A 17,323-nucleotide genomic window follows, 5' to 3' on the forward strand; every position below is an offset into this window, starting at 1 on the left:
TCCATGAAGATGAAAAGATTTATTCTGCTGATAATAACCGTATTGCTGCTAGGCAGTTGTACGAAAGATTTTGACACCATCAATGAAGACCCTACGAAGGGGAAGACCATTGCGCCCGGGCAGCAGTTGGCCGGTGCCGCCTACTTCCTCAGCGGTGGCCGTGAAGCCGGATATCCCAATATGTTCCTCTTTCAACCGATGGTGCAGTATGTGAACGGCGCCTACGGCCAACGGGCGGGCACTAAGTTTGTCCGGAATGATTTTTTTAATGAGAGGGTATGGGAGATCTTCTACAACCGCAGTCTCAAACAGCTGACAGACATGATGCAGCGCAGTGAAAAAGACCCGCAACTGGTGAATTATATCGCTGCGGGCCGTATCCTCCGGGTGTATATCTTCTCCATCCTTACCGATACCTATGGCGATGTGCCTTACTTCGAGGCCGGACTGGCATTTTATAAACACATTTATACCCCGCGGTATGATAAGCAGGAAGATATTTATAACGACCTGTTTAAGGAGCTGAATGAAGCTGTTAAACAATTTGACGACAGTAAAGACAAAATACAGAACGATATCGTCTATAAGGGAGACCCTGCAAAATGGAAGTTGCTGGCCAATTCCCTGCGTTTGAGACTGGGCATGCGCCTTACCAAAGTGAATGAAGCAAAGGCTAAACAGGAAGTGCTAGCCGCCATAGCCGGTGGTACCTTTACCAGTGCAGACGATAATTTTAAAATGATCCATGAAGATTTTGCTTACCCGGACCTTCGTGGGAATGGTTATTCACAGGCGTTACAGGAAGTACAGACCTATGACTACGTACACGGCACTACGACGTTTGTGAATTATCTGAAAACGGAAAATGACCCCCGGCTGGCGTCTTTCTTTATCAACAGGGATGCCAACGGGAAGGATATTACCCATCTGACCAACTATCTGCCTATTGCACCCGGTTTATACTGGTATGATGAATGGGCTGCTTTTAAAGCTGCTGATGGCACCATGATCCCGCAAGGCAACAAGTTCTGCAAGATCAATGCGCCGTTTTATCAGCAGAAAGCACCTTTCCTGCACCTGGGATACGCCGAAGTAGAGTTCCTGAAGGCAGAAGCTGCAGCCCGTGGCTGGTCCGGCGCCGATGCCAACCAGCACTATCAGCAGGCTATCCGTGCAGCCATGAAACAGCTGGAGCTGTATCCCGGTATGACGCCGGTTGGTACACAACAAGTGACCGACTTCGTCAACGCACATACGCTGACAGCTGGCAAAGAGCTGGAGCAGATCAATATGCAGAAATGGGTGGCGCTGTTCCCCAACGGTTACGAAGCCTATGCCAATATGCGCCGTACAGGTTTCCCGGTAACGCAGCCGGTGAAAGACCCGCAGGGTGAATCAGTGACTGGCAGGGTAATGCCCCGCAGGCTGTTTTACCCGGGCACAGAGGCGTTCAACAATACCAAAAATTATCAGGAAGCCATCGACAGGATAGGAGGGAAGAACGATTGGCTGAAAAGAGTATGGTGGGATAAATAACACGTTGTGACAAAAAAAGGACGTCTCATTGGAGACGTCCTTTTTTTATTCTGCTGACAGTTTCTTTTGATAGGCAGCTTTGAGATCTGCCAGTTGTTTATCATAATCTTCTCTGCCTGCAAAAGCTGCGGGGTTATACGGATCTCCGTCTTTATGTTTTTTATGCAGATTGAACTGGCTGGCGTGTGCAGCCAGCCACAGATCGAAGTTTACCTTTGGCATGGTGTCCAGCGTATAGGCGTAGTCTTTAGCCATGCCTGGATAACCCTTCACCGCGGAAAATTTCCCATCGATAATGATGGTAGGCATATTGGCGAGTAGCACTTTATACGTACGATTATCGTCTTTTACATCAAAGATAAAGCTACAGGAACCGATGGTATGTCCCGGATGATGCAGCATCACCAGTTTCATGTCTCCCAGACTGATCGTGTCTTTATCATGTAATACACGATTTACTTTCACTGGTCTGTAGGTGATGCCATACTTGCCCAGTTCATAATCAGTCTTTCCACCGGATTTCGATACGCTGACATCACCAGCATCCACCATAAATTTTGCACCGGTTTTTTCCTGTATGGCCGCCATGGCTCCCATATGGTCATAGTGGGCCTGCATCGTCAGCAGTATTTTGGTGTCTTTGAAGTGAAAGCCCAGGGCTTCGATATTCTCCCTGATACTTTTCTCTGAGGCAGCCAAGCCGGTATTGATCAGGATATTCCCGGCGGAGGTGGTGATCAGGTAACTGGAGAGGTCGTAGGTACCTACATAATAGAGGTTGCCAGCGATCCGAAAAGGTTTTTGTGGCTGGTTCCACTCAGGGTTTACCCGGGTAGGTTCCTGCACTTTCTGGGCATGGGTAATGCCGGCAGTACAAAGTCCTGTCATCAATAAAAAAAGGCTCCGGACAATCTTGTGTTGCATAGATGGATTGGGTTGTGGGAGTTGAATTCCAAAATTAACCGTTAATCCTCAACCCGGAAAATCTTTCATGTTTTTTCTGAAAATTTTTCCGGACTCCTTACTATCCATGGCTGCCCAGTTGGCCATCGCCCAGAGTACATCCCGTAAAGCCTTTCCTGATTTGGTAAGACTATAGGTCACATGTGGCGGGATGACTGGTTCTGCTTTCCGATTGATCAGCTGATCTGCTTCCAGCTGTTTCAGTTGCTGTATCAACACTTTCTCCGTAATGGTAGGTACCGCCCTTTTCAGTTCGCCGTAACGTTTAGGCCCTGACAATAACTGAAACAGGATAATGGGTTTCCAATAACCGCCAATCTTCTCCATCACATAGGTGACGGGGCATTCCTGGTAAGCCAGCTGCTTGTTGGCCTGAATAGTTGAGCTCTCTTTAATCGTTGTCATGGTACATACTTTAGGGTAAGTACTGGTAAATTAGTATGTACAAATATACCTTTGTTGCAGCAATAAAAAATCAATTACTATGAAAATTACAATCACAGGATCATTAGGAAATGTAAGCAGGCAGTTAGCCGCTAACCTGATCAACAAAGGTCACCAGGTTACCATTATCAGTCAGGATGCGAATAAAGCAGCACAAATAGCAGCCATGGGCGCTGTAGCGGCCATTGGCTCTGTAAAAGACATCGCATTTTTGACGTCTGCCTTCAAAGGGGCTGATGCGGTATATACCATGGTTCCGCCATTGGCTGCGTCTGAAGATTATTATGAAGATGTAGCGGTCATCGCGGCCAACTATCGCCAGGCTTTGGCTGAAGCGGGAGTGAAACATGTGGTGAATCTTAGCGGCATCGGCGCGGAACTGCCTGCCGGTAATGGTTTGTCCAGCGCTTTTTACCGCGCGGAAGATACCTTAAACCAGTTACCGGATATACATATCGTGCATCTGCGTCCCGGTATGTTTTACACCAATTTTTACGGTAACCTGGAGATGATATTGCAGCAACAGATCATGGGGAATAACTTTCCGGGAGATATTCCGCTGGGGCTGGTGCATCCGCATGATATTGCTGATACTGCCGCTGCACTGCTTTCGGAGCTGACATTTACAGGCAAATCCTTCCGGTATGTGACCAGCGACGAGAAAACAGGCGCTGAAATAGCAGCGATCTTTAGCCGGCTGACCGGACAGTCCGTTTCATGGATACCTTTCCCCGATGAGGCATTACAACAAGGTGCCATGCAGAATGGGTTTTCTGCCCATATGGCTTCGTTGCTGATGCAGGTAGGTGTCAGCATCCGGGAAGGGAGATTGTTTGCCGGTTATGCAAATAATAAAGTGATAACTGGTAAACGAAAATTTGAAGCATTTGCGGGGGAGATGATGAATACAGTGGTGAATGGATGAGATGATATAGGATTAAAAACGGCGGGCATTTCCTGACAGGAAGTACCCGCTGTTTTTATAGCACAACTGTCACAGCTCCTGTTTTCTTTATAACATCCGGGAAGTCGAAGCTTTCGTATTCGAGCGTCCATATGTAGCTGCCGATCCCTGCTTTGTTCCCGCCTGGTAAGGTACCATTCCAGCCTTCGCCGGGATTGGTGGTGCTGAAGATCAGCTGGCCCCATCTGTTATATACCCGGAACCGGAATTTTTTAGTGACACAATACAACACGGGTTTGAAAATATCATTCTTCCCGTCACCGTTTGGAGAGAAGGCTGTAGGCAGATATACGTCACAGCCACAGTATTTTTCCTGTATGTTTACATTGTCAGACGCTTTGCAGCCCCATTCATTCTTCACTGTGATTTTATAGACGCCGGGCCCGCTTGTGGTGAAGTGTGTTTCTGTGTTGAATGGGCCGTCCTGCCAGCTAAAAGTAGTTACATCGCTGCTGTAACGGGGATGCAGCATTAACTGTAGCCCCCGGCAGATAAGCGTATCACTGCCAAGGTCTACTGTTGGTAATTCCCGCACTACTGCAGGCCGGGGCACAGTTACTTCCACCGGTCCGCAAGCGCTGATGACAGAATATTTCACCGGGTATACTCCCGGTTTGTTCCAGATGGCAACCAGTTTGTCCTGTGTGCCCTGTATATGCGGGCTTCCTGCGATCTGCCACTGAATAGTGTCGCCGGAATAATCTTTTACTTCGATTTTCAGCGATTCTCCCGGACATGCGTTGTCCTTAAAACTGATTGTTCCGGGATCGGTTACTTCCTGTATGATTACCTGTGTATGGGCTGTGGAAGTACAACCATCGGTATTGGTAGCAGTGAGTACATATTTCCCCTCATTTTGGGCAGTGGCAGTGTTCGTGACCTGCGCGTTCAATCCATCGTACCTGGCGCCGTTGGGGCTTTCCCAGGTGGCTTTTGCCAGCGTAGCTGTTGTTGATGCCTGCATGATCAGCGGTTTCCCGTTGCATACTTTGATGGCATCAGTGACCGTCATTACCGGAGGGGCTTTGGGCCGGAGAACTACCACCGCGGAAACCGCTTCTTTCATACAAGGGCCGGAATTGTTTTCTTTTATCTGAACGCGGAATTGTCCGGTATCGGCTGACGTGAGATCGCTCAATATAAAAACTTCTCCCCGGGCATTGGGAATATCTTTCCACTGTCCATCTGCTTCGTCCAGCTTCTGCCATGAAAATACCGGATTGTTCAGGGAAATGCCTGTACGGTCGGCCGTTAGTGAAACCGTGCTGCCGATACAGGCTGCAGCAGGACTGTTGTTGCCGTTGATCTTAACCGGAAGTACCGGTTTACAGGTACTTAACAGGATATCATCTATCGCGAGGTCATTACCGCATCCACCGGGGGCGTCGTTCAGCAACACTATCTGTATGTTCTGCACATTCTCCGGCAAGGTGAAGATCATTCCGTAGTCCTTCCACCTGCCTTGCGGATCGGGGTCCGCGGGGATATATCTTTCGGACAGCTGCCCGAGGGTATTACCGTTTTCATCCTCTATGCGAAACCTGATACGGGAGGGTACAGGCGTGGTATTGGGTCCGCACGACACAGCAGGAGAAATAACAGAACAGGCACTTACGGCGAGTGCATATTGCAGTCCGCCGCAGAGACCGGTGATTTTCTTCCTGTAAAATTCACCGGGAAGGAAGGAACCATTGACTACCATCATGCGTCCGCCGGGCTTTCCGCTGTGGTCTGTCATTTGTTTCCATGTGGAATTACCCTGCGCTAACTGCGGATCACTTACAATCGTATAATAACCTTCCTGTAGCGGAGCTGTTGTAGAAAATTTGTATGCTCCGTTGCCCAGCTCCTGTAACGGGTCGCCGAATCCGTTGCCCACCCCGAAATCTTCCCTGAATATTTCCCTGCTTTCTGAATTACAGGTGCCACGCGACAGCCGGCACGCCATGTCGTCGCCATCTGTGTGGCCATTATGGTCGTCATCAATACCATTCCCGCATATTTCGATGTCCCTGTCGTTTCCACCTTCTCCTTCCATAGCAATGCCCCACACATCTCCCATGTCGCCTTTTATATTGCTGATGACGTAGGTAGTGGCATCTTCCAGATCTATCAGCGCCAGTTCTTTTGCGGTACTTATCAAATAACAGATACCATATTGATTAGACCCAATACTATATACACTTCCTCTTACGTTCAGTCGCCCTGCTTCCCGTTGAGATACAATACTGTTCCTGTCGGTCGATAAAGTGATCTCTACCAGTGTATTGGAAATTGTTACCATATACAGTTTTCCGTCACTGAAACATAAATCACCCCCAGGAGAAGCGATCATGTTTCCTACAAAAGATGCTGCGCCAGCTTTTAGATCAATTTTATACAGCATATTGCCGTTGCCTGCCACAAACAGGTTCCCGTTTCTGTCGCTGACCATGGAGTTGCCGAGGCCAAATGAAGGATTGATCAACACAGGTGTACAGGCGCCTGTGACAGGATTCACTTCATAGAGTGATCCCCCATATATGGCATAAAATTTCCCGTCGGGCGTAATGGCAAGGTCGGTGAATATTGTTGGTAACGTAACCATTTTCTTATAGGTGTAGTCTGCCATGTCTACATAGCCGAGTTCGTATCCGTTAACTACATACAGTTTGTCCTGAGAATAACAGCGACAAAAGACCGATAAAAGCAGTGCAAGCAGGGATAGGTAACGCAATGGTAGAGCTTTCATGGGGTATGGGTATTGTCGATACACCAGCAAAACTAGAGCAATAGTTTGTCCTTTTTGATGATATACAACAACAGGTAATGCTACATGATAAGTATTTACTTTTTCTTCTGAGATATATCTTTTTTATATCTTGCCCCCAAATGATTACCTATGGGATTTTTTTCAGCACTGCTGGGCAATGCAGGCACCGTTAGTCAACAGGAACTGGTAAAAGACTACGGCAAATTATTGACAGACACAGAAGTGATCGAGTTAGGCTTTAAGCTGTTCAGGGATACTTTTATATTTACGAATAAGCGGTTGATACTAGTGGATAAACAGGGCATTACCGGCAGTAAAACGGAATACAAAAGTGTATCGTATAAAAGCATCAGCCGCTTCAGCGTAGAAACAGCCGGTACTTTTGATCTAGATGCGGAACTGAAGATATGGGTGAGCAGCGAGGTACAGCCCAGTATTGTGAAGACATTCAACAAATCTGTGAATGTGTATGAAGTGCAGAAAGTGTTGGCGCATCACGTATTAGGATAATCATCACTCCACTATCTCTTTAAAAAAATCCGGCGCCTATATAGACGCCGGATTTTTTGTTGGCGGCATTTGCTGGATAATTTTATGGGTATTTTTTATGGGGTGACTGGGGGATAAGGTTGTTTCATGTCCCTTAATAAGCAGGGGAAGCTGTCTGTAATATGCCGACAGCTAAAATTTTTTTTTGGATGACTTACCTATGAAAGAGGACACAGCTATCTGATACGTTGTACACTGTGTCAAGCAGAAAGGGGCGCTTTTTCCAGGGCGGCCTGTTTATCCTCATCGTCATGGAGTGACTGGCAAATCCGGATAAAAAAATATAATTTGGCCACCTGCCGGCATTATATTCTTAAAACCAGCCCATGTCAACCGAAGAAGATCATCATAGCCTACAATGGGAGCGACTGCGGAGCGGCGACAAACAAGCACTGTTTGCGCTGTACAACAGCACATACCCCCATTTGCTGCGCTTCGGGCTGAAGCTGTGTGGCAATGATGAACTGGTAAAAGACTGTATCACGCAGCTGTTTCTACAGCTTTGGAGCAAACAGGCGCAACTGAAACCGGTGACTAACGTGCCCGCCTATCTGTTTACAGCGCTGAAACGGCAACTGCTGGACCAGCTGGCCTACCAGGCACGCATGCACGACGCTATCAGCCGCATGACCGGCAAAGAGGCCGAAAACGAATTATCCTATGAAGAGATCATCATCCGGGTGCAGCAGGACGATGAAATAAAACGGCGCCTGTATGAGGCCATGAAAGCCCTGACACCCCGGCAGACAGAGCTGGTGCGCCTTAAATTCTTCGAGGGGCTTAGTTATGAAGAGATCGCCGCACAGACTTCCCAAACCGTGAAAACAGCCTACAACACTATTTACGACGCCATCAAAACCCTCCGGAAAAAACTTTCCTGAAAAAAATGCTTTTTGTCTAGGAAAAACAGCCCATCCTGCCGTCTGTATAGAAAAGGGTTAACTGCATGAACTTCCAGGATTACGAGGCAATAGATTTTGCCTGTGATGAGTCTTTCCAGCGTTATTGCCGGGAGGAGCATGAGGCGGACATGGCTTTCTGGACCGAATGGGCCGGGCAGCATCCCGGCAAAACAGCCGTATTGGAAGAAGCCCGTCAGCTCGTAACCTTGCTGTCTGCCCGTCAGGGTGGACGTATGGAGCAGCTGAAGCACCTCCAGGACGGGCTTACGCAATACGAGCGGCTGCAACAGGCGCTGGAAGGGACTTTGCCGGTGCTACAGGAAGAGCCGGTGGCGGTTAGCCGTCACCGTTATTTACGGTATGCCGCTGTGATAGGCGGCGCCATTATCCTGGCCGCCGGCGGGTATTTCTTCAGCCGGCAGCGTACGGCGCCGGTATCCGGTGAAGTGGCCGCGGCCACTATTATCTCTGCCGGTGATGAGCCGCGTAAATCTGTGATACTGCCTGATGGTTCCTCTCTCGTATTGCGGAAAAACAGCAGGATAGAGCTGGCAGAAGGGTTTAACCGTGTAAACCGTGATCTGACGCTGACCGGCGAAGCTTTTTTTGATGTTGTACAAGACGTGCGCCGGCCGTTTATGGTGCATACCAGCGCCTTCGATATTAAAGTACTGGGCACCGTGTTTAACGTGAGCGCCTATACGGGCCATCCCCTGATGGAAGCCGCCCTTTTTCGTGGAAAAGTAGAGATCACCTGCGCACAGGAGCCTGCGCGGAAAATAGTACTGCAGCCCAATCAAAAACTGACCGTAGCAGCTCCCGCAACGGGGAAAACGGCCGCTGCGGCGGTATTGAAGGTAGTGCCCCTGGATGCCGACCCTGTCAACCATAAAGCCCGGGAAATAGCCTGGGTCCGCAACCGGCTGGAGATAGAGAATGAGCCGTTGTCTGATATCGCCGGCAAACTGGAAAAATGGTACGGCATCCGGATAGCCTTCGCGGATGATGCGGTGAAACAATACCGCTACTCCGGTACGTTCGAGAGTGAAACTGTATTGAAAGCACTGGACGCCCTGCAGCTGTCCTATCCCTTCAACTTTAAAATGGTAAACGACACAATTATAATCAGTAAATAAAATATCAACCAGTACAACCAAAATAAAGAAGGGGAAGTGTTCGCACCACTTCCCCCGGAATTAGGCCAGATAATGTCCTGAATGATCATTAACTAAACCAACATCAAAGGTATGGTAAAACTTGTATTCCTGAAATGGAAAGGGAAGGCTGTTCCCGCCGGCAAACTGCTGCTCACTATGAAATTGACGATCTTTCTTTTTTTAACCTGTCTGCAAGTGCAGGCGGTATGTCTGGCTCAGGAAACGATCACCGTGCAGGTGAGAGAAACCAGTATCAAGCAGTTCCTGAAAACACTGGAACATCAGACTTCTTACCGGTTTGTTTTTCATGACAAAACATTACCCGAAAACAGCAAAGTGTCTGTTACCGCTAAGGGCGCCTCGCTCGATGCCGTGCTGACACAGGCGCTGGCCGGTACCAACCTGGCCTGGTCTCAACGGGAAGACGGCCTCGTGGTGCTGTATGCCGCCGATGCCAATAATAAACCCGCTGTTGATATCACTATCCGTGGAAAGGTGCGGGGCATCGATAACCTGCCACTGCCGGGTGTAACTGTAAGGGCCGTAGGCTCCAACGCCGGCGCACTCACCGCAGCTGATGGCAGTTATACGCTCACTGCCCCCGACCAGGTCCGCGTACTGCAATTCTCCCTGGTGGGATATACCACCCGCCAGGTGGATATCAACGGCCGCCGGGAAATCAATATCACCCTCGAAGAAGATGTGAAAACACTGAACGCGGTAACGGTTACCGGTTATACGAACTATGCCCGTGATAAGTCTACCGCTTCAGCTGGTATTGTAGGCAGCGATAAAATCACCCAGGTGCCCATGGCCAGCTTCGAACAGATATTACAGGGACGTGTGCCCGGCATGGTGATATCCGCAGGCTCCGGTCAGCCGGGAGCCGCTGCCACCGTGACTGTTCGCGGCGTAGGTACGATCAACGGCAGTTCTTCTGTGCTATACGTGATGGATGGTATCCCCATTGAAGCCGGACAGTTCCAGGGCATCAACCCCGAAGACATTGCTTCAGTAACAGTGCTGAAAGATGCTTCTGCTAAAGCATTGTACGGCTCCCGCGGCTCCAATGGCGTTATCGTGATCACCACCAAAAAAGGTCAGGCAGGTAAACTGTCTTTCTCCTATAAATCACAGTACGGTTTCTCTAATATGACCACGCCGAAGTTCAAAATGATGAACTCCACGGAACACCTGCAGTTCGAAGAAGAGATAGGGCTGGAAACCGGTTCTGATATCGGCCCGGGCTGGAAATTCTCCCCCAAAAATCCCGACTACGCTACCAAAACCCCGGAAGAAAAAAGACAAGCCGATCATATACTCGACAGTCTGCGTAATACCAACACCGACTGGCGCAAAATGTTCCTGCGGACCGGTAAGTTCCAGGAGCATCAGCTCAGCGCCAGCGGCGGTAATGACAATATCCGCTTTTATAGCTCACTCAACTATTTTGATCAACAGGGTATCGCACTGCGCTCCGGTCTGAAACGTTACAGCCTGAAGAACAATGTAGACTTCAATGCCGGCCGGTTGACCGGTAACGTGAACGTAGGACTGGCTTATTCCGAATCTTCCTTTATTGAGCGGGAAGCTTCCAGCAGTGGCTCCAATCCGCTGGCTGCCGTGTATTATGCACTGCCCTATGAGTACCCATACCTGCCTGACGGCACGCTGGTCACCAACTGGAACGACGACGTTTATCCTGTATATGACCTGCGTGAAGGCAGCAACGCCCTGGAAGCACTGCTCAACACCAGCAATAAAGACAATCAGCTGAAAAGCATTATCGGTACCTCACTGAACTTCACCATCGCCAAAGGGCTTGTTGCTAAAACGAGACTGGGTCTGGATTTCAGAGAGACGACCACGGAGCGCTATGTAAACCCTGACTCTTATTCCGGTTACAAGGTAGATAATGGTGAAAAAGGCAGCTTCGGAGAAGGCACTACCCGTAACTTTACACTGGTGACCACTTCCGGCCTGACCTATTCCAAAAATATCGCTGACCGCCATGATTTTGAAGTGTCTGGTTATTTTGAATTCACGAAGAACAACTACCGTGCTTTCAACTATACCGGCTTTGATCTCGATGGCCGTCTGCCGGCCACACCGGCCGCTATTACGCCCGGTTCTCCTTTTGCGCCGGTAGTAGGCGGCAGCCGCACCCGCAGCGCACTGGCTTCCTATATCGCTGTGGGCCGTTACACTTTTGATGAAAAATATACACTCAACGCCTCCTTCCGTTATGATGGCGCTTCTACCGTGCCGCCTTCCAACAGATGGCATGGTTTCTATTCTGTGGGTATCGGATGGGAAGTGAAGAAAGAAAATTTCCTCAAAGACGTGAGCTTTGTGGATAACCTGCGTTTCCGCGCCAGCTACGGTACTTCCGCTAATCCGTTTTCCACGCTCGGGCCCTTCGCCTATTTCCGCACCTACGGTACCGACCAGTATGCCGGCCGCCCGGCTATTGTGCCTGCACAACCCGGTAATCCTGGCTATGACTGGGAATATGCCAAAGAGCTGAACATCGGCTTCGATCTGGGTATCTGGAACAACCGTATCCGCGTGGTGACAGATGTGTATAACAAAATCACCAACAACCTGTTCATCGAACAGCCGCTGTCCATCACCTCCGGCTTTAGCAGCATGTTCCTCAACTCCGGCGCTATGCGCAACCGCGGTATCGAGATGGACGTGCAGGCAGACATCATCCGTAAGAAAGATTTCACCTGGAACGTGGGCTTTAACTTCGCTTACAATAAAAACGTGATCACAGACCTGGGCGGCGCGAGCGAGTTTACACAGGGCGATTCAAAAATTGTGCGTGTAGGCCTGCCTTATGGCTCCCACTACGCTCCCAAATGGGCCGGCGTAGATCCGCAGACCGGCGACCCGCTGTATTATGACCGTACGGGTAAAACCACCAGCGATTACAACGAAACCGCGTTGAGTGTAGCAGAATTTGGTACTTACATCCCGCCTTTCACCGGCGGTTTCAATACCGGTATTACTTATAAAGGTATTTATCTGAATGCGCTGTTCACTTTTGCAGATAAAACCATGCGTTATCTCAACGAGGATTATTACACCGAAAACCCGGCCTTTGGCAGCAGCAACCAGTCTGTACGGATGTTGTACAACCGCTGGAAGAAACCCGGTGACAATGCCATCCTGCCCCGTTTTGATGCCAAACGCGGTTACTCTTCCCGCGACATCCAGGATGCATCCTATCTCCGTTTGCGTAATGTTAGCATCGGATACAACTTCCCGAAGACATTGTTATCGCAGCTGAAATTTATACAGGGCGTGCAGGTTTTTGCACAGGCGCAGAACCTTATCACCTGGACCAAATGGAAAAGTTTTGATCCGGAAAACAACAATGGCGAGGGACGTTTCGACTATCCCGCTGCCCGGACTTACACCTTCGGCCTGAATGTTAACTTTTAAATCCTGCTGTTCATGATCCGTTATATTCAACATACTGTTAAATACCTGGCGCTGATGCTGCCGGTATGCCTGCTTTCGTGCAATAAACAACTGGACCTGTCGCCCACCGATAATATCATAGATCCGGGAAGAACGTTCCGTAATGTAGCCGACCTGAATGGCGGTCTGCTCGGCGCTTATACGCGGCTTACCTACAATACTATCTATAATGTATCGCTGGTGACCGATGAGTGTACGTTGCCCAGCGAGAACGGTACCGGTGGTGGCGTAGCTTCCTACCGTTGGCAGATAGATCCCAGCAATGGCACCATTACCGCTTCCTTTAGTGAATACTACGTCACCATTGACCGTGCCAACCGTGTACTGGCAGCGCTGCCGCAGGTGCCTGCCAAAGGAGATGAAGTAGCGAAACGTGACCAATACCAGGGAGAGCTGCTCGCATTGCGGGCATATTGCCACTTCCAGCTGTTACAGAGCTACGCGCAGGACTATACGCCCAATGCACTGGGCGTGCCTTACATGGATATCTCCAAAATCAGTTCACCTGCCCGTAATACTTTTGCAGAAGTGATGGCGCGCATTGAAGATGACCTTAAAGCCGCTAAGAAACTGATTCCTGCTTCCTTTGATGATAATACCCATATTACCCTGGCGGCAGTTTCAGCTATACAGGCACGGGTAGCCCTGTACGAAAAGAAATGGAACGATGCCATGACCTATGCCACCGAAGCCATTCAGGCTATGCCGCTGGCATCACGGAGTAAGTTTCCTGCTATATGGAAAGATTCCGATGAATCTGAAGTCATCTGGAAACTGAAACAGATGGCCGGTACCAACGATGACCTGATTGGCGGTGTTTATTTCAAAAAGCGTGTAGCCTTATACGTTCCTTCCTTTGAACTGATCAAATTGTTTGACAAAGACAATGACGTGCGTTATCCGGCTTATATACAGTTTGATGACAGCCGTGGTGCCGGTAAATCTGCTTACACGGTCAATAAATATACGGGTAGCGATGGTAACCCCGGTCTGGCGGACCTTAAGCTGTTCCGTACCGGGGAGATGTATCTCATCCGTGCAGAAGCAGCGGCCGAATTGGGCCAGAACGGTGATGCGGCCAATGACCTGAACGGTCTGCGTGCTGCCCGTATCGATGGTTATACGCCACAGGTGTTCGCTGATAAAGATGCTTTGATCACCGCTATCTATACAGAGCGGTTTAAAGAACTGGCATTTGAAGGCCATCGTTTGTTTGACTTGCGCAGGCGTTCCTTACCGGTTACACGCGAACCGGAAGACGCGGTGAATGCGTTGGGAGCGGTGCTGCTGAAGCCAGGCCAGCGGGGTTATGTGTTCCCTATACCGGATGCTGAAACCAAGGCCAATAAGAACATGCAGCAGAACCAACCTTATTAAATGACGAATTAAAATGATTGGCAGATGAAAGGAGATAAAATGATGGGATTACTAACAGTAATGGCTATAGGCTTACATGCATGTAGCCAGTCAGGGAGTAGTCCGAAAACTATTCCGGGCCGTCCGGCTTCTATTGGCATTGTTGGTGATACGGCCGATGTTATTAAACCGGTAACAGCAGGTGTGGCGTTGATAGGTGGCGGTGGCAATGTAGACGGTGCTTTCCGGTGGATGATAGCCCGCAGCGGAGGCGGCGACGTGGTAGTACTCACTGCCTCCGCCAACGCGGGTTACAATGTGGATATCGATTCGCTGGGCAAAGTGAATTCTGTGGAAACGCTCAATATCACCAGCCGGGAACTGGCTAATAATGATACCGTGGCGCGTATTATCCGGAATGCAGAGATGTTGTTTATCGCTGGTGGTGACCAGTCCCGTTATATGAACAACTGGAGGGGTACCAAAACAGCGGAGGCCATCAATTACCTCCTGACGGAGAAAGGTGTACCGGTAGGCGGTACCAGTGCCGGTTGCGCTGTGCTCAGCGGACTGTACTACAGCGGGGAAGGCGGCAGTGCGGTGTCTGACAGTGTGTTGGCCAATCCATATGATACGCTGGTAAAAGTATATAATAACGACTTTTTGCACGCGCCTTATCTGTCCGGGACAATCAGTGACCAGCATTATGTGAAACGCGGCCGGCAGGGCAGGCACGTGACTTTTATGAGCCGTATTATCACAGATTATGGTATTTTCCCGATGGGTATTGCGCCGGATGAAAAGACGGCTGTCTGCATCGACGAGCAGGGAGTTGCGACTGTTTTTGGCGTGAGCAAAGCTTATTTTATTCAGACAGATAGTTCCAAAAAACCAGAACTTTGTGTAAAGGGACAGCCTTTACAATGGAATTGTAACGGGCAGGCCCTCAAAGTATATGAAATACCTGCTTCTGCTACCGGCAATGGCCGTTTCCCGTTGTCTGTCAATGATACCACTGCCGCCAGTGGCGGTACCTGGTACTGGTGGTGGGTAGAAAATGGTGTATTGAAAACCAAGCAGGCCCCCTGATAGACATGATTGTTGCTGATTCTCCTGATATGGGGAGATGGAAGCGATTTTACGAATTATAAAATAGTTTACATGAAAAGAGGTTTTTGCTACTTGTTACTGGCCTGTTGCCTGATGATGTCCCGGAATATAGCGTCTGCCCAGAAAAAAGCGGGTCAGTATGTACTGGTGATACATGGTGGCGCAGGCACTATCCTGAAAAAGAACATGTCGCCCGAGATGGAGGAGGCCTATAAGGTATCCCTGAAGCGGGCGCTGGAGAAGGGTTATGGCGTGCTGCAATCCGGCGGCAGCAGTCTCGATGCGGTAGAGGCAACCGTGCGGGTGCTGGAAGATGATTCTCTTTTTAACGCCGGTAAAGGCGCGGTATTTACCCATGATGGACGTAACGAGCTGGATGCTGCCATCATGAACGGCAAAACAAGAGCAGCCGGTGCGGTAGCTGGTGTGACCGTGATAAAGAACCCGGTCAGCGCTGCCCGTGCAGTGATGGAGAAGTCCGAGCATGTGATGATGATAGGTCCCGGCGCAGAGAAGTTCGCTAAAGAAGCCGGACTGGAAATTGTGGACCCTTCTTACTTCCGCACGGAGTCCCGCTGGAAAGGGCTGCAAAAAGCATTGAAAGAAGACTCGCTGGCCGCAGCGAAATCTAACGCCTATACGAATCCCGGTAAATTCGGGATTATCAACAAGGATAATAAATTCGGCACGGTGGGCGCTGTAGCGTTGGACAAGCAGGGTAACCTGGCTGCCGCTACTTCCACCGGCGGTATGACCAACAAAAAATACGGCCGTGTGGGTGACTCCCCGATTATTGGCGCAGGCACTTATGCGAATAATAACACCGTGGCCGTGTCTTGTACTGGCTGGGGCGAGTATTACATCCGCAACGTAGTGGCTTATGACCTTTCAGCGCTGATGGAATACAAAGGACTGTCTGTGCAGGATGCCGGTAAAACCGTTATCAAAAAAGTAGGTGATATGGGCGGCGACGGCGGCCTCATAGCGCTGGACAAAAACGGTAATATGGCCATGCCTTTTAATACAGAAGGCATGTACAGAGGAGCAGTGACGAAAGACGGGAAAATTGAAATTTATATTTATAAATAACTGTTTGTCCTAAGAGATATCCGATTTGCAGGGGCTGGCCGAAAAGGTCGGCCCTTTGTTTTTACATCGTCATTGATTGCTTTCTCCAGGCCCCAAATGGTTTTTAACCACTGTATTGCTTTTAATTATCTAGTTGTGTATTTTAAAGTTTTTAAAGATCTTGTTTTATATTTTAAGCGTCTTGTTGGAGGTCGTTGAATGAAGAAAAATCCCAATTCGTGATTCGTTATTTGTCATTCGTAATTGGGCTTAAATGTTATTTAATTATGAAATCCAGCCGCAGCGGGCATTAGGAGAAAGTGATAAAAGCATCACCATATTATATTTGTGACCAAAATCTATTTGGATGACCGCCCACGAGCTACATACTGAGAACAACCTGTTCCGGGCGATTGCCAACGGAGATGAGAAAGCATTTGAGACGCTTTTTCATCAGTACCGCAATAAAGTATATACCATTGCCTGGAAGATCACCGGCTCTGAAGCGGTGGCGGAGGAGATCGTGCTGGACGTATTTCTCAAGGTATGGTTAAAAAGAGCGCAGCTGCCGGAGCTGGAGTATTTTACCGCCTGGCTGTTTACGATTACCCGTAACCGTGTGTTCAAGACATTGAAGCAACTGGCACAACAGGCTACCAGTCATGCTATTTCTGATCAGGAAGAGTGGTTGTTGCCACCGGTGGCTTCTTCCAGTGAGCTGTTGCAGGAAAAAGAATACCGTCAGATATTACATGATGCTGTCTCTCGTTTGTCGCCCCAGCAACAGAAAGTTTACCAGCTGATCAAAGAGCACGGCATGAAGCGGGAGGAGGCAGCCAAAGTGCTGAACCTTTCGCCCGAAACCGTGAAACGCCATCTGGCAGAGGCGATGCATTTTATCCGCACCTATTGTAGCTACCATCTGGGTACCTACGCCACCTTGCTGATTATTAAGGAATTGTTATGAAGCAGATTTTTTCTGTTTTCCACTGACCCATTTTTCTTTTTAAGGGATTTCTTTTGATATACCCGG

13 protein-coding genes are annotated in these 17,323 nt (G+C 49.2%); 10 read left to right on the top strand and 3 right to left on the bottom strand.

The genetic code is table 11. The features are described 5' to 3' along the window. Positions 1–9: 9 nt before the first annotated feature. Positions 10–1,536: a SusD/RagB family nutrient-binding outer membrane lipoprotein gene (locus HHL17_RS30375; RefSeq protein ID WP_169228576.1), complete on the top strand. Its 1,527-nt coding sequence runs from the start codon at positions 10–12 to the stop codon at positions 1,534–1,536. Positions 1,537–1,581: 45 nt separating this feature from the next. Here the strand turns inward: HHL17_RS30375 and bla are convergent, their stop codons facing one another. Continuing rightward, positions 1,582–2,460, bottom strand: coding sequence for a subclass B3 metallo-beta-lactamase (gene bla, locus HHL17_RS30380; RefSeq protein WP_169228577.1), 879 nt, complete (start codon positions 2,458–2,460; stop codon positions 1,582–1,584). Between the two features lie 48 nt (positions 2,461–2,508). Continuing rightward, the gene (locus HHL17_RS30385) at positions 2,509–2,904 is read right to left on the bottom strand and encodes a winged helix-turn-helix transcriptional regulator (protein ID WP_169228578.1); all 396 of its coding nucleotides are present in this window, start codon (positions 2,902–2,904) and stop codon (positions 2,509–2,511) included. 79 nt (positions 2,905–2,983) lie between these two features. On the opposite strand from HHL17_RS30385, the gene HHL17_RS30390 reads away from it, so the two are divergent. Continuing rightward, positions 2,984–3,868, top strand: a complete 885-nt coding sequence (locus HHL17_RS30390; protein WP_169228579.1) for an NAD(P)H-binding protein — start codon at positions 2,984–2,986, stop codon at positions 3,866–3,868. A gap of 55 nt (positions 3,869–3,923) precedes the next feature. On the opposite strand, the gene HHL17_RS30395 is transcribed toward HHL17_RS30390, so the two are convergent. After that, positions 3,924–6,638, bottom strand: a complete 2,715-nt coding sequence (locus HHL17_RS30395) for a T9SS type B sorting domain-containing protein (protein ID WP_169228580.1) — start codon at positions 6,636–6,638, stop codon at positions 3,924–3,926. Positions 6,639–6,788: 150 nt separating this feature from the next. Here HHL17_RS30395 and HHL17_RS30400 point away from each other — a divergent pair, with 150 nt between their 5' ends. The 8 genes from HHL17_RS30400 to HHL17_RS30435 all read left to right on the top strand — a co-directional run bounded on the left by HHL17_RS30400 (position 6,789) and on the right by HHL17_RS30435 (position 17,257). Then, on the top strand, positions 6,789–7,169 hold the full coding sequence (locus tag HHL17_RS30400; RefSeq protein ID WP_168871883.1) for a PH domain-containing protein: 381 nt from the start codon (positions 6,789–6,791) through the stop codon (positions 7,167–7,169). A gap of 365 nt (positions 7,170–7,534) precedes the next feature. Next, on the top strand, positions 7,535–8,089 hold the full coding sequence (locus HHL17_RS30405) for an RNA polymerase sigma factor (RefSeq protein WP_169228581.1): 555 nt from the start codon (positions 7,535–7,537) through the stop codon (positions 8,087–8,089). Between the two features lie 65 nt (positions 8,090–8,154). Next, complete coding sequence (locus tag HHL17_RS30410) at positions 8,155–9,246, top strand: FecR family protein (protein ID WP_169228582.1); 1,092 nt, start codon at positions 8,155–8,157, stop codon at positions 9,244–9,246. A 111-nt stretch (positions 9,247–9,357) separates the two neighbouring features. Beyond that, positions 9,358–12,717, top strand: coding sequence for a TonB-dependent receptor (locus HHL17_RS30415; protein ID WP_206156225.1), 3,360 nt, complete (start codon positions 9,358–9,360; stop codon positions 12,715–12,717). Positions 12,718–12,729: 12 nt separating this feature from the next. Next, complete coding sequence (locus HHL17_RS30420) at positions 12,730–14,133, top strand: RagB/SusD family nutrient uptake outer membrane protein (RefSeq protein ID WP_169228583.1); 1,404 nt, start codon at positions 12,730–12,732, stop codon at positions 14,131–14,133. A gap of 24 nt (positions 14,134–14,157) precedes the next feature. After that, positions 14,158–15,201, top strand: coding sequence for a cyanophycinase (locus HHL17_RS30425; RefSeq protein ID WP_169228584.1), 1,044 nt, complete (start codon positions 14,158–14,160; stop codon positions 15,199–15,201). Between the two features lie 72 nt (positions 15,202–15,273). Then, complete coding sequence (locus tag HHL17_RS30430) at positions 15,274–16,311, top strand: isoaspartyl peptidase/L-asparaginase family protein (RefSeq protein WP_169228585.1); 1,038 nt, start codon at positions 15,274–15,276, stop codon at positions 16,309–16,311. Positions 16,312–16,657: 346 nt separating this feature from the next. Continuing rightward, positions 16,658–17,257, top strand: coding sequence for an RNA polymerase sigma factor (locus HHL17_RS30435; RefSeq protein WP_169228586.1), 600 nt, complete (start codon positions 16,658–16,660; stop codon positions 17,255–17,257). Positions 17,258–17,323: the final 66 nt, after the last annotated feature.

Origin of the sequence: Chitinophaga fulva (assembly GCF_012927205.1) — a bacterium.
Classification (GTDB): Bacteria; Bacteroidota; Bacteroidia; order Chitinophagales; family Chitinophagaceae; genus Chitinophaga; species Chitinophaga fulva.